Origin of the sequence: Streptomyces tauricus (genome assembly GCF_014650955.1) — a bacterium.
GTDB classification, from domain to species: Bacteria; Actinomycetota; Actinomycetes; order Streptomycetales; family Streptomycetaceae; genus Streptomyces; species Streptomyces tauricus.
Map to the genome: position 1 here is coordinate 28,956 of NZ_BMVY01000031.1, position 13,776 is coordinate 42,731.

8 protein-coding genes are annotated in these 13,776 nt (G+C 72.5%); 7 read left to right on the forward strand and 1 reads right to left on the reverse strand.

Annotated elements, in window-relative coordinates; all coding sequences use genetic code 11:
* The first annotated feature begins 155 nt into the window (after nucleotides 1-155).
* The 3 genes from IE278_RS32810 (at nucleotide 156) to fxsT (ending at nucleotide 7,552) form a co-directional block, all read left to right on the forward strand.
* A complete protein-coding gene (locus IE278_RS32810) occupies nucleotides 156-1,697 on the forward strand; it encodes a VMAP-C domain-containing protein (protein WP_246570996.1) in 1,542 nt (513 codons plus the stop codon).
* 68 nt (nucleotides 1,698-1,765) lie between these two features.
* The gene (locus IE278_RS32815) at nucleotides 1,766-2,914 is read left to right on the forward strand and encodes a MoxR family ATPase (protein ID WP_189777660.1); all 1,149 of its coding nucleotides are present in this window, start codon (nucleotides 1,766-1,768) and stop codon (nucleotides 2,912-2,914) included.
* Nucleotides 2,915-7,552 carry an FxSxx-COOH system tetratricopeptide repeat protein gene (gene fxsT / locus IE278_RS32820; RefSeq protein WP_189777544.1) on the forward strand — a complete coding sequence of 1,546 codons (4,638 nt, stop codon included), beginning with the start codon at nucleotides 2,915-2,917 and terminating at the stop codon, nucleotides 7,550-7,552. It abuts the gene before it with no gap.
* An 86-nt stretch (nucleotides 7,553-7,638) separates the two neighbouring features.
* Here fxsT and IE278_RS32825 read toward each other — a convergent pair whose 3' ends face one another.
* Complete coding sequence (locus tag IE278_RS32825) at nucleotides 7,639-9,051, reverse strand: cation:proton antiporter (protein ID WP_189777546.1); 1,413 nt, start codon at nucleotides 9,049-9,051, stop codon at nucleotides 7,639-7,641.
* A gap of 164 nt (nucleotides 9,052-9,215) precedes the next feature.
* On the opposite strand from IE278_RS32825, the gene IE278_RS32830 reads away from it, so the two are divergent.
* From IE278_RS32830 to IE278_RS32845, 4 genes are all read left to right on the forward strand, one after another.
* Nucleotides 9,216-10,400 (forward strand): alpha/beta fold hydrolase, encoded by a 1,185-nt coding sequence (locus IE278_RS32830; protein WP_189777548.1) that lies wholly within the window; start codon nucleotides 9,216-9,218, stop codon nucleotides 10,398-10,400.
* Nucleotides 10,397-11,527, forward strand: coding sequence for an effector-associated domain 2-containing protein (locus IE278_RS32835; RefSeq protein WP_189777550.1), 1,131 nt, complete (start codon nucleotides 10,397-10,399; stop codon nucleotides 11,525-11,527). The genes IE278_RS32830 and IE278_RS32835 overlap by 4 nt, the downstream gene beginning before the upstream one ends.
* A gap of 101 nt (nucleotides 11,528-11,628) precedes the next feature.
* Nucleotides 11,629-11,856, forward strand: a complete 228-nt coding sequence (locus tag IE278_RS32840; RefSeq protein WP_189777552.1) for a hypothetical protein — start codon at nucleotides 11,629-11,631, stop codon at nucleotides 11,854-11,856.
* A gap of 77 nt (nucleotides 11,857-11,933) precedes the next feature.
* Nucleotides 11,934-13,769, forward strand: a complete 1,836-nt coding sequence (locus IE278_RS32845; protein ID WP_189777554.1) for an HEXXH motif domain-containing protein — start codon at nucleotides 11,934-11,936, stop codon at nucleotides 13,767-13,769.
* The last annotated feature ends 7 nt before the right edge of the window (nucleotides 13,770-13,776 follow it).

Consider the following 13,776-nt stretch of genomic DNA (forward strand, 5'->3'; position numbering starts at 1 on the left):
CGGAATCCGGTCAGCTCGCCCCCACAGTGACGCTCGTCCGGACATCGCGCCCCGGGGTTCCAAATGTCCCTGGATAAGGCCCACTTGGCGTGCTAGCTTCGCAGGTCGGTCAGGCAGGCATACCGGCTCATGGGGGACGGTCGGTGGAGGCAGGGGTGGGTTTCGGTGAGCCCGGTGGCGAGTCCGGGCGTGTGCCGGGCCTCCAGCTGCTGTTTCAGCTGACCGAGGCCTTGTGCGAGTTGAGCTGCCTGGAGGACCCGCAGGGGCGTGTGCAGTTCGCCGTGGTCCTCGGCGAGCAGCTGACCCAGCAGGTCGACGTGCGGGGCGGCAAGCTGCGCGAGGACGCCGTGACGATGGTGCGCATGGCCTTGAGTGTCACGGGCGGAGAGCACGTATTGGTAGGGGTGGTGCGGGTCTTCGAGGGGGAGGAAGCGGCTGCCGGGTTCGAGCGGCTGCTTGTCCCGGTCGTTCCGGCCGCCGCCTCCGTGGCGCTGCCCGGCCCGCTGTCCGAGTACGAGAAGAACAAGGCGCGCGCCCTTCTGGACGCGGCCAAGGGGGAGGTCTCCGCGATCCGTCTGCGTGACGAGCTGGTCGAGGAACTGCACGGGGTGGATCTGCCCATCGGGCTGGCCCCCGAGCAACTCCTGACCTATGTGGCCGAGTTGAACGTCCAGCCCGACGGCCTGCCGCCGGCCGTGCTCCTGGTCGACCTGGCCGCGCGGCTCGCCGGGGTGCCGGGGCACCGCGCCGAACTGTCCGCCTGGGCCGACGGATGGGCCCAACGTGCCGACCTGACCGAGGCGTTGGAGGCACGCCGGAACCGGCACGCCGCGGCGGAGTACGACCCGGAGATCCCGCGCTGTCTGATCGTGGCGGCCGAACCGGCCCGGGACGGCTCCGACGAGATCGTCGTACGCGCCTGGCTCAACACCGCGCCGGGCCGCTGGGACCCGCAGCCGGGTGAACCCGCCACGACGGACCTCGACGGTCTGGGGGCGGCCGTCGAGGACGCCCTGCGCCAGGGTGCCCGGCTGTGGCCGGCGCAGCGGGACGCCGAGCCGGGTGGACGCGAGCAGCCGCCGCCGTACATAGAGTTCGTCCTTCCGTACGACCTCCTCAACCATGATGTGGCCGGTCTGAGGCTCAGTTCGGGCGACGGAAGGCCGATGCCGCTCGGGCTGAAGTACGGGATTCACTTACGCAGCCTGGAACGGATGCGTACCGACGACGTGCTGGTCAGGCTGCAGTGGCTGGAGCGTTGGCGGACCCTGCGCCGGCAAGGGGTCGCCGTCTACGGCTGGAGCGAGCCGGACGCCCACCGGCTCGACGAGTGGCAGACCTCCCTCGCCGGGGAAAGCAGACATACGGCCGTGGTTCTCGACGCTCCGGCCGGTGCCTCCGCCATGGAGGCGCTCAAAGCCGCCATCGCCGAGGGGATCGGCCTGGCGATCTGGGACCGCAGGGGGGTCTTCATCGAGGAGCGGCGGGAGGTCGTCACCGCCGTCTTCGCGTCGGTTCCGACGCCCGCACAGATTCCCCTGGCCGTTCACCGCCTCCGCCGGAAAGCCGAACTCAACACCCAGGGACCCCTGTTGCTCGGGCGGCACATTGCCTTCCTCTGGGACGACCCCACTCGACTCGTCGACATCCAGAGCACTGATCCCGGCGATCTCGCCAGCGAGGAGGCACCCGCGTGAGCGCGCACGAGCAGCAGGAGCACCAGGATCTGGGCGCGTCGGGAGAGCCGGGCCGCCCGGACACGGGTGTGCCGGACGAACAGGAGCAGTCGGATCCGCACGGCTGGCGGGTGTTCCACGCCACCGGCCGCGTCCCCGGCGAACCGCGGCCGGGGCTGCCCGAGGCCCCGCCGTGGCGGCGCTTCCGGGGTGCCCCGCCCCAGCCGTCGCCGCCGGACGACGAGGAGGCCGCGTTGCGGCGCCTCGGCTCGGGCGACGCCATGCCCCAGCTGGGCGAGGACGAGATCGACGCGGTGAACGCCGCCCTGCTGCTGCGCCGGCCGCTCCTGGTGACCGGGCCGCCCGGTATCGGCAAGTCCACGCTCGCGTATCTGATCTCCCGCGAACTGGGTCTCGGCCGTGTTCTGGAGTGGAACATCGTCAGCCGTACGACCTTGCGCGACGGCCTGCACATCCACGACGCCATGGGCCGGGCCCAGGCCATCGCGGCCTGGCAGGCCGGCCTGCGGGAGGCGGCGTCGGCGGGCACGGCCGCGGCGGTGCCCGCCGACCGGGGCGCGGGAGGGGCGCAGACGGCGGAGACGGACACCGGCACCACCGAAATCATGTGCGAGAACAGAGAGGTGATGGCACATCAGAGTGCCCCTGTTCTCGGGGACTTCATCACGTTGGGGCCTCTGGGGACGGCCCTTCTGCCCTACGATCGACCCCGGGTCCTCCTGATCGACGAGCTCGACAAGAGCGACATCGACCTGCCCAACGATCTTTTGCACGTCCTGGAGAACGGCAGTTATGACATCCCGGAGCTGGTGCGCGACGCCGCCGACAGCGCGCTCGTGCACACCAGCGACCCGGGAGGACGTGCCGTCGTGGCCGGTGGCCGTGTCGAGTGCAGTGAGTTCCCGGTCGTAGTGATCACGAGCAACGGGGAACGGGAGTTCCCGGCCGCCTTTCGCCGGCGCTGTCTGCCGCTGGACATGCCCACCCCGACCCGAGAGCAGCTTCTGGCCATTGTGGAAGGGCATCTGGGGGCCTCTCCGCGGGACACGGAAGGGCTCGTGGACCTGTTCGTACAACGGGTGCAGGCGGGTGGGACGCACTCACTCGATCAGTTGCTCAACGCTGTCCAGTTGACTACTGCGGGTGGTTTCCAGGCCGAGGGTGGCGGGCGTAAGCTCTTGGAAATGCTCCTACGCGACCTCGCGAAGGGCCGCTGAATGACCGGGTTTCCCAGGGAGCGCGCATCCGGACCCGGCGACGGTGAGCCCATCTCGGGGCCGTCGTCCCCTTCGGTGTATCCCGAGTCCGTCGAGTACACGAGTCGGCACGGAGCGCGGCCCGGCCACGCCCCCGACGCGCACTACGCCTCCCGAGGGGACACGGAGACCGGGGAGCGGCACCCGGACGCCGCGCAGGCCGCCTCACCGCACTGGCAGACGGTCGCCGACGCGGTCTTTCTGGCGGCTCACTGGATGAGGCACGGCCGCCCCCTGGCGGGCCGGAAGGCCCCGGTGACCGATGACGGCGTAACCGAGCACCGGCCGGACGGCCTGCCCCCGGCTTCCGACACCGTCGGACGCGAGACCGGCGAGGACGGAGAGGCGCCGGACGGGCCGTCGGACGGGCCCGCGGGGCCGCTCTCCGGTGAGGCGCGGGACGACCCACCGCCGCCGGGCGGGGCCCTCGTCGGCGAAGCCCTCCCGTACGGACAGCTGTCGCACGGCGATCCCCTGACGCGGCCCTGGCAGACGGGCGACCGGGTGCCGGACCCGTCGGCGTTCTCCCGCCTGTTACCGGTCCCCGATCCGGAGGGACCCGAAAGGGCGCACCCGGGCCGGCCTCTGCTGCCCGTGTCCGGGCCGGGGACCGCCGTGCAGAGCCCGGGCGGGGGCACGGCCCTGCTCGCCCGCGCCATGCACCGGCTGGCACGCCGCGTGCCCTCCCGGACCACGATGGAACTCGACGAGGAGACGACCGCGGAACGCGGAGTCGTGGACGGCATGTGGATGCCCTTTCTGCGGCCCGCCCGCACCTCGGCGTTCGATCTGGTCCTCCTCGTCGACGACGCTCCCACGATGAAGATCTGGGAGGACGCCACGGCCGGGCTCGCCGAGGCCGCCGAACAGAGCGGCGCCTTCCGGGTCGTACGCACCGTCAAGGTCGACCTGCCGCGATCGGGCGGTCCCCTCCTCCGCTGGTCCACCGGACGGACCTTGGCGTCCCCCGCGGAACTGCTCGACGGAGGCGGGAGCCGGGTCTTCCTGGTCGTCACCGACGGACTGGGCCACGGCTGGATCTCCGCCGCCGCGGACGCGCTGCTCTGCCGCCTCGCGGGCGCCGGGCCCACCGCTCTGGTGCACCTGCTTCCGCCCCATCTGCGCCATCGCTCCTCCCTCTACCCGTATCCGGCCGTGCTGGAGGCCGGCGGCTTCGGCGCGGCCAATGTGAGCCTGGCGGACTGGGCGTCGCCAGGCGGCTCCGATCCCATGCGTCCACTGCCGGAGGCGGGCGACGGGTCCGTTCCCGTGCCGGTGCTCTCCCTGAAACCCGGTTCGATCGCCGCCTGGGCCGACCTCGTCACGGGCAAGCGCGGAGTGCGCCGCGCCCTGCCCGTCGTGCTGGCCGGCGCCCTCACCAAGGGGGCGCCCGCACCGGGACTGCGCCCCCCACGACTTCCGCGCGCCGCGACGGCCGCCGTGCGCCGGTTCTTCACGCTGGCCACACCGGCGGCCCGTCGTCTCGCCACCCAGCTGGCCGCGGTCCCCTTCGAGTTCGACCTGGTCGAGCAGCTGCGCAAACGGATCATGCCGGAGACCGGCCCCGCCCATGTGGCCGAGATCCTCATGGGCGGTCTGATCGACTGGGACGGCGGCGACGGCCGTCCGGAGTTCGCGGACGGCGTCCGGGAAGCCCTCCTCGCGGCCACCACCAGAACCCAACTCGCGCTCACCGTCAGCATGCTGGGGGACCTCCCGGCCGCAGGGGAGCGCGGCGTCGCACTGCGCGCCGCGTTACGGGATCCGGCGGGGGCCACGCTCCCCGACCCCACCGCGCGGGGCTGGCTGCGGACCGAGCTCGCCGTGATGCGGGCGCTGGCCGGCCCCTACTCCGAACGTGCGAAACGCATCGACGCGGACTCCGCCGGATTCGGGCCCCCTGGCGGGCCCGGGCCCGCAGCTGTTCCTCCCGTGACCCCAAACCACCCGGAAAGTGGCGGGTCGGCCGGTGGCGGGGAGGGGAGTGATCCAGGGTTGGACGTCCTCGATCCACCTGGAGAACCTGTGCCGCTGGTTACCGACATGTCCCGAACAGAAGCCCCGGAGGCTGAGCCACCCATGCAGAGCACCACGACCGGAACGTCGGCCCTATTGGTGAGCGTTCCCCTGCGGAACACCTCGTTCGTGGGCCGCACGGCGTTGCTCCGTGCCGTGGAGGACCAACTCGGAGCCCAGGACACGGCAGCCGTGCTGCCGCACACCCTGCAGGGCATGGGGGGCGTGGGGAAGTCGCAGCTCGCGCTCGAGTACGTCTACCGGCACCAGCTCGACTACAAGGTGATCTGCTGGATCCCGGCCGAGCGCGAGAGCCTCATCCTGGCGGCCCTCGCGGGTCTTGCCGCGCGCCTGCGGATCACCCCGTCGGGGCCGGAGGGCGGTCTCCCGGCGGCCAACACGGCGGTGCCCGCCGTCCTGGAGGCGCTGCGTACCGGAGTGCCCTACGACAACTGGCTGCTTGTCTTCGACAACGCCGAGAACGTCGAGGCGGTCCGGTCGTACTTTCCCGCCAACGGACCGGGGAAGATCATCGTGACCTCCCGGAACCGCGACTGGGAGAGGGTCGCGACGCCGCTGCCGGTCAACGTCTTCGAGCGCGAGGAGTCGATCCAGCTGCTGCAGAAGCGCTCCCCCGACCTGTCGGAGCGTGACGCGGACCGGCTGGCCGAGGCCCTGGGCGATCTGCCGCTCGCCGTCGAGCAGGCCGGAGCCTGGCGCGCCGTCACGGGCATGCTCGTGGACGACTACCTCGCGCTGCTGCGCGAGCGAAGCCCCGAGATCCTGCATCTGGACCCGGCTCCCGACTATCCGGTCTCGGTCGCCGCCGCCTGGGACATCTCACTGGAACGGATCAAGGAGAACAACCCGGGTGCGCGGGAGCTCCTCGACATCTGCGCCTGCATGGCCCCCGAACCCGTACCGCTGTCCATGCTCCGCGGCAAACGCGGCGTCGACATCACACCCGACGTCGATCCGCTCCTGCGCGAGTCCATCAAGCTGAGCCGGGCCATCCGGGACCTCAACCAGTTCTCCCTGGTGAAGCTGGACCTGCGCTCGGACACCCTGCAGATGCACCGCCTCCTGCAGAACGTACTTCTCGCCAAACTGAGCACCGAGGAGCGCGACCGTATGCGGGACGCCGCCCACCAGCTGCTGTCGGCGGCCAAGCCCGGGCACTACGCCTCGTCCAACGAGTGGCCCGCCTACCAGGCGCTGCTGCCGCATGTGCAGGCCTCCGAGGCCATCACCAGCACGGACACCTGGGCACGCGAACTGGTCTACGACACCGTGCTGTTCCTCTATTACTGGGGCGACCACGAGAACGCGGTCGAACTGGCCCGGCAGGCCTGGCGCACCTGGCTCGCCGCCTCGGGCGAGGAGGACATCCACGTCATCAGGATCGCGAAGATCTTCGCCTTCGTGCTGCGCGTCGTCGGTGAGGTCGAGGAGTCCATCCTGCTCAACGAGCGCGCCCTGGAAGTCTCGCGCCGGGGGAACGTCGACGCCGAGGACCTCATCGACTCCATGACGCAGCTCGCCGCCGCACGGCGTCACCAGGGCCGGTTCACGGAGGCGGAGGTGCTGGACCGGGAGGCCACCGAGCGGGCCCGCACCCTGTTCGGGCCGGAGGACCCCAGCACCCTGAACGCCGCGCACGGCTGGACCGTCTCGCTGCGCCTGTGCGGCGAGTACGCCCAGGCGGTTCCGCTGGACCAGGAGACGGCCCGGCTGCGTGACCGGCTCTTCGGGCCCAACAGCGGCCTGACCCTGAACACCCTCAACGGCCTCGCGATCGACATGCGCGAGGCGGGCGACTACCCGGGAGCCCGCGACTTCCAGGAGGACGTCTACCGCAGGGTGCGCGAGCTGTTCGGCGACGAGAACATCACCACCCTGCGGGTCGCGCGGAACCTGGCCGTCTGCAGGCGCCGTGACGGAGCCGTCGCCGAGGCGGCCAAGCTCTCCGAGGAGACACTGCGCCGTCTCGTGCCGGGCTACGGGCGCGACCACTACGACACGCTGTCGACGGCGATCAACGTGGTCGTCGACCGCCGCCTCACGAACGACCTCGACCGCTCGCGCGAACTGGGCGAGGCCACGGTGCGCAGCTACGAGCACCGCCTGGGCGAGAACCACGCCTACACCCTGATCACGAAGGCCAACCTGGCCGCCACCATGCGGGCCCTCGGCGCCCTGGAAGCGGCGCGGGAACTCGACGACGACACGGCCCGCCGGCTCCGTGACACCCTGGGACCCCGCCATGTGACGACCCTGACGGTCGCACTCGGCCAGGCCAACACGGCGTACGCGGGACTGGACTTCGACCTGGCCCGGGAGATCGACGAGGCCACCCTGCCCCTGCTGGCCGAGATCGCCGGTGAGGAGCATCCGCTGACCCTGTCGTGCACCGCGAACCTCGCCGTCGATCTTCGAGGTCTGGGGCGCAGGGCCGAGGCCGACGAACTGGAGCGCAAGGCGGTGGAGGGCTTCACCCGGGTGGTCCGGAGCGACCACCCGTGGCTGCTGTCGGCCCGTCAGCGCCGCCGCATCGAGTGCGACCTGGCGCCGGTGCCGATGTAGTACCGGAGCCGACGCGGCGCCGGGCCGCCCCGGCAGGTCCGACGACGGCCCGGCGGGGGTGGCACCCGGTGCCGCCCCCGGTCGCGTCAGCCCGCTTCCGGGACGGGACTCGGGCTGTCACCCGGTGGATGCCACAGATCCTGTTCCCCGGCCGGGGACGGCACATCGGCGTGCGCCGCCTCACCGACGACCGCGCGGCGGTCCGTGAGCCAGTCCGTGGGGCGAGCCGCGTGACGGTCTGTTCGGCGGGCCGTGCGGCGGTCCGTGGGACCCCTCCGCGGCCGTCGTACCAGGAGCAGGAGCGGCTGCGTGAACAGCGTGGTGGCCAGCGCCATGAACACGAGGACCGTGTACAGCTGAGTGCTGAGCAGCCCGGCCTGGAGGCCCGCGTTCAGGGCGATGAGTTCGGTCAGGCCCCGAGCGCTCAGCAGCACGCCGACCGTCCACGCGTCCTGCCGACCGAGACCACCGAACCGGGCCGCGGCCGTCCCGCTGCCGATCTTCGTGACGACGGCCAGCGCCGTCACCACCAGCAACGCCAGCCAGCCCGTCGCGTCCATGCTGTTCAGCGCCACGGACTGGCCCGACACCACGAAGAAGAACGGCAGCAGCAGCGAACTGACGCCGTGCAGGGGCCGCAGCAGGTCCGGATCCAGCCGCCCGCCCTCCTCGCGCGGGACGACGCTTCCCGCCAGCAGCGCTCCGAAGATCACATGCAGACCGATGGCGTGCGTCAGCCAGGCCGACCCCAGGGCGAAGCCGATCAGCAGCGCGAGGCGGAGTGAAGGCTCCATTCGGGTGCGCCACAGCAGCAGCCGCAGCGCGGGCCGGGCCCCCAGAAGCATCGCGGCCACGAAGACGACGGCGACGGCGAGCCGCACCGGCCAGCCGAGCGCCTGGCCGTGTCCGTTCTCCAGCAGGGTGCCGGCCAGGACCGTCCAGCCGATCACATCGAGCAGTCCGGCGGCCGAGACGGCGACCACCCCGGGCACCGTGCGGGCCAGCCCGTTCTCCCGCACGATCGCCGTCAGTACCGGCACCGCCGTTATCGACAGGGCGACACCGATGAAAACGATCATCGAGGGGGAGAGATGGCGTGGCATGCCGAGACTCCGCAACTGTTCGCCGAACAGCAGGGCGCAGCCGCTGCCGACGGCCATCGGCACCACGAACGCGGTCAGCGCGACGGTCACCGAGGTGCGGGCCCTGGCCCCGAGGATCTTCAGATCCAGTTCGTACCCGACGGCGAACAGGAACACCACGAGGGCGAACTGCGCGAAACCGGTCAGCGCGGGCCCGATGCCCGGCGGGAACAGGGTTGCGTACGCGCCCGGTGCCACCGCACCGAGAAGTGAGGGGCCGAGAGCGATCCCCGCGGTCAACTGACCCACGATGTAGGGCTGTTTGAGCTTGCGCGCCAGCCAGCCCGCGGCGTGCGCGGCCACCAGGACGAGAGCCGAGGCTCCTACGAAATGCGTGATCATCGCGTCAGGGCTCACGGCGTCCCCCCGATAGAGCAGAAGTCGGACAGCCTGGCCGGCCCCGAACGCTGTACGCAGGTTCCGGGCAGAACCAACTTTTCTGCAATATCGTGGAGTTGACGCCGCGACGGCAGTCGTAACGGCAGTCGTACGGGGACTCGGCCCCGTGTCATGGGGGGCGCATGTCGACGGTCGTCTTCGTCCATGGGACAGGTGTACGCGAACCGCACATCTCGATATTGACGGACCGGGTGGCCGCCGGTCTGAACGCCCTGCGCGCGGGACTCCGTTTCGTGCCGTATTCCTGGGGAGACACGCACGGCGCGGCACTCGCCGCGGGCGGGGCGAGCCTGCCACCCGAAGGGAGTACCTCCCGAGGACTCGCGGAGCTGCCGTCCGTACCCGGCGCCGGTCCGGACGAGCCGGACGACGCGCAGGCCTGGGCGGTCCTGTACGCGGACCCCGACGCCGAACTCGCACTCGCCGCGGCCGGGGCGCGACCCGACGCCGAACGGCCGCCCGGCTCCCCGGTCCCGGAGCAGGGGCTTCGCACGTGTCTGCTCGAACTGGCCGCCCAAGGGGATGTACCGGCAGCGGAGTTGGGCCCCGGACTGGGGCGTGCCGCCGCGGAACTGGCCGGCCACCCGCTGCTCGGCCCGGCCGCGGCCGCCCTCGCACCCGACGACCTCGCGGTTCTCGCGGCCCGGTGGCTCGCCGCCCGCCTCATCGCCGAAGCACTCGCCGCCGACAGCCCCCTCGTCCCGGCCGGTGACACCCGCGACGCCGTCGTCGGCCGGCTGGCCAGGGCGCTCGGAGCGCCACCACGGGGCACGGAACGCGGGCTGCGCGCCGTGCTGTTGAGGATGGGGACCTCGGCCGCCTCCCGCGCCGTCGTGCGCCGACGGCGCGCCCTGACCGAGGCCGCACATCCCGCCGCAGGGGACGTCCTGCGCTACCTCAGCCGCGGCGAGGCGCTCCGCGCCGGCCTGCGCGCGCTGCTCGCCGACCTCGACCCGCCCGTCACCCTGGTCTGCCACAGCCTCGGCGGCATCATCGCCCTGGACACGCTGATCACGACCCCGCTCCCACAGGTACAGCTCCTGGTGACAGCCGGCTCCCAAGGCCCGTTCCTGTACGAGTCCGGGGCGCTGCCCTCCCTCGAACACCCCGCCCCGCTGCCGCCGCACATGCCGGACTGGCTGAACTTCTACGACCCGCGCGACCTGCTCGGCTACCTCGGCGGCGGACTCTTCCCCGGCCGGGTCACCGACGTCCGCGTCGACAGCCGTCAGCCGTTCCCGGCAGCCCACAGCGCCTACTGGACCAACCCCGTCGTGTACCGGCACATCGTGGATCGCCTGCCATGACCACGCCGGAGCCGCGGACCGCACGGAAGGTGGATCCGGCCCGGGTCCACGCCCTGATCGTGGGGATCGAGACGTACGACGCGGGCCATGCCTGGGACCTGCCGGGCCCGGCCCGTGACGCCCTCGCGTTCCACCGGTTGCTGCGCGCGGCGGGGGTTCCCGACGTCAACCTGCGGCTGCATCTGGCCCCGCTGCCCCCGTTCGTGCCCGACACCGGGCACGCCCCCGCCGACCACTCCACCCTGCGCCGTGTTCTCGTACGCGAACTGCCCGCGCACCCCGGCGACGTGCTGTGGGTGTGGTGGGGCGGCCACGGTGTGCTCGACCGGGCCGGGCACACCCGGCTGTTCTGCGCGGACGCCACCACCGCCGACAAGGTGGCCGTCGACCTGGAGTCCGCGCTGACCCGCTACGCCAGCGACGCCGTGCCCGGCTTCGCCGAACAGCTGTGGATCGTGGACGCCTGCGAGACCTTCGAGGAAGTGCTCGCCTTCCGCGACCCGCTGCCGCCCGACGTGCTGCCCGCGGGGCATCGCACCCTCGTGCACCGGCAGACCCTGCTCCGGGCGGCGGGCCGCGGCCGGGAGGCGGCCAACGACCCCGCACGCGCCACGGGGCTCTTTTCGGAGATCCTTCTCGATCTGCTCGCCGGGCGTTCGGGCACGCTGCCCGCGCCGCCCGATCCGGAGGAGCTGTTTCCGGCCGTAAGGGCCCGGATCTCGGCTCTCAGAAAGGCGGGCCGCACGGCGCAGTATCCCGAGATCCGGCTGCAGAGTCCCGAGCGGACCGAGATCGTCGCACCGCCACCGAAGGCACGTCCCGCCACTCCACTGCTGCGCGCCGTGGACGCGTTGGTGGCCTATCCGTTGATGAACGACCCCACCGAGCGGCAGGCCGTGGTCGCCGCGCTGAACCCCCGGGTCACGGGAACGCTCGCCCGTCACCCCAAGGCCCGCACGGACGCCACTGTCATCCTCACCGGGCTCGCCCGCCGTCACCCCGGGGCGCTGTGGGAGCTCTACGACGCCGTCGTGGCCCTGGACGACGATCCCGACCTGGGGAGGGAACTGGCCGAAGCCCTGAGGGAACTGGGCGGAGCGGACGAACACGGACACGGCCGCCGGTGATCAACTGGCGTGATCGTACGGGTTTCCCATACGGGCAGGGTTCGCCATGATGGACAGGACACGGGGCATCGCGTGCCACCGTGCGAGAAGGGGGACGCATCTTGGACCAGTCGCTCGCTCCGCACGAAGCCGAAGCCGCAGCCCTGGGGACGGCCCCCGCCGCGGGCGCCCCCGTCTGGGAGTCGGATCTGGCGGATCTTGAGACGGTGCCGCTCGTCGCCGTGGAGAGCCTCTCCCCGCTCCGGCCCACCGCACGCGTCCTCGCGGAGGTGCTGCGTTCCCGCGACCGCATCTGGGGAGACGGCGAACCGCAGGGCAGGGCGGAGTAGCCGAGCCGCATCGGTGCTTCCTACGAGGCCGGACCGGACGGAAGGACGAACGCACTCACCATCGGAGGTCACCTGGCATGACGAGCCAGCAGCACGCTGGGCGGCCCCTCCGGATGCCGGACCGCCTCTTCGCCGAGTTCGCCGTCGGGGGCGGCTCGGCCGAGGCGCTCGCCTTCCTGGAACGGGGCGAACGGGCCCGTCGACTGCTGCTCCTGCGCACCCTCCTCGCCAGCGTCGACGGGATCTCCACCCCGCTGAACCCGCCGGCCGAGGCCTGGCGCACCCTCAAGGAGGCAGCCGGCCGGGCCCCCGAGCAGGTCGAACAACTGCTGCTCGCACCGGCCACCGGCGGCTGGCTGGCCCATATGCTGCGCCGTCTGCACGGCACCGCGGTGGGTCCGCCCCTGTGGGTGGAGGCCGGACACCTGAGTGCTCTGGCCGTCGCCGCGGCGCTACGGGCGCGCACGGAGGCGGAACTCCTCGTCCCCCTCACCGACGGCGCGCTGAACCTGCCCGGCCTCGGCCTGGTCCGCCTGCCCGCCGCGGAACCCGGTCCGACCGTCGGCCGGGCCCGTACGAGAGCGGGCGAACTGACCCTGACCGGGACGGAATCCGACGGGCGGGCCGACTCCGTCCGCTGCCGGCCCGCCACTGTGCCCGTGCGCGTCCTGGACGCACCGCCCCCCTCGACGGCAGCCGCCGAGGGAGTGTCGACCCCCGTGCGGGCCCCCGCGCCGGCCGAGGCGCACTGGATTCCGCTGCGTACCCTCACCCACGTCACGGCCTCGGGTTCCGTCTCCATCCCCCTCGACGACCTGGATCCCTACCGGGACCTCGACGAGCCGATACCCCCGGCCAGGCTCGACGCGGACGAGGCCTCCGCGTGGCAGGAACTGTTCGACGACGCCGTCGGCATCCTCGCCAACCCGGACGGCGGGCACGGCCCCGGGCGGCTCGACCCCGCCGTGATCCGGTCCGTCGTACCGTGGGGCCGCACCAGCACCATGCCCCCGGTGCGGCCGGGAGTGCGGGGATCAGCGTCTAGCGGTGACGCCTTCGGCGCCATGAACATCTCACGCCCCGCCACCGCGCCGGTCCTCGCCGAGATCCTCGTCCACGAGTTCCAGCACAGCAAACTCGCCGCCCTCCTCCACCTCTTCCCGCTGGTGGAGGACGACCGGGAGGAGCGTTACTACGCGCCCTGGCGGCCCGACCCGCGCCACCTCACCGGTCTGCTGCACGGCGTCTACGCGTTCACCGGCGTCAGCGGGTTCTGGCGGGACCGCATGGCGGACGCCGAGCACGAGGAGCAGGCAGCGGTCGCCGCCTACCACTTCGCCCTGCGGCGCACGCAGACCCGCCTGGTCGTGCGCACGCTGCAGCTGAGCGGCCGGCTCACCGCTCCCGGCCGCAGGATCGTCACGGGTCTCGCCCGGACCCTCGACGGCTGGCTGCGCGAACCCGTGGACCCGGCGGCCCGGGCGCGCGCCCGTACCGCGGCCATGCTGCACCGCACCGAATGGCGGCTGCGCAACGTCGTGCCGCCCCGCGAGGGATCGCCCCCCGAGGCACCGTCCCCCGAGGGCGGGGAGGCGCAGGAGGGTGGGGCCGCGTGGCGCAGGGGGAGCGGGGCGGAGACGTCCCGCTTCCGTACGGACCGTGATCCCTGGCCCGACCTGCGCACCCACGCCTTCGCCGCCCGGCCGCGCGTGCCCCGCACCGCCGACGAGCACCTCGCCGCCGGGGACCCGGCTGCCGCGATGGCCGCGTACGCCCAGGCCCTGGCCCTTGACCCGGCCGACCCGCACGTTCTCGCCGGCTGGATCGTCGCCCGCGCCGCCCTCGAACCGGGCCGCTCCGGGCGCCGGATGCTGGCCCGCCCGGAACTCCTCCAGCCGCTGCCCAGCGGCTGAGCGGTGC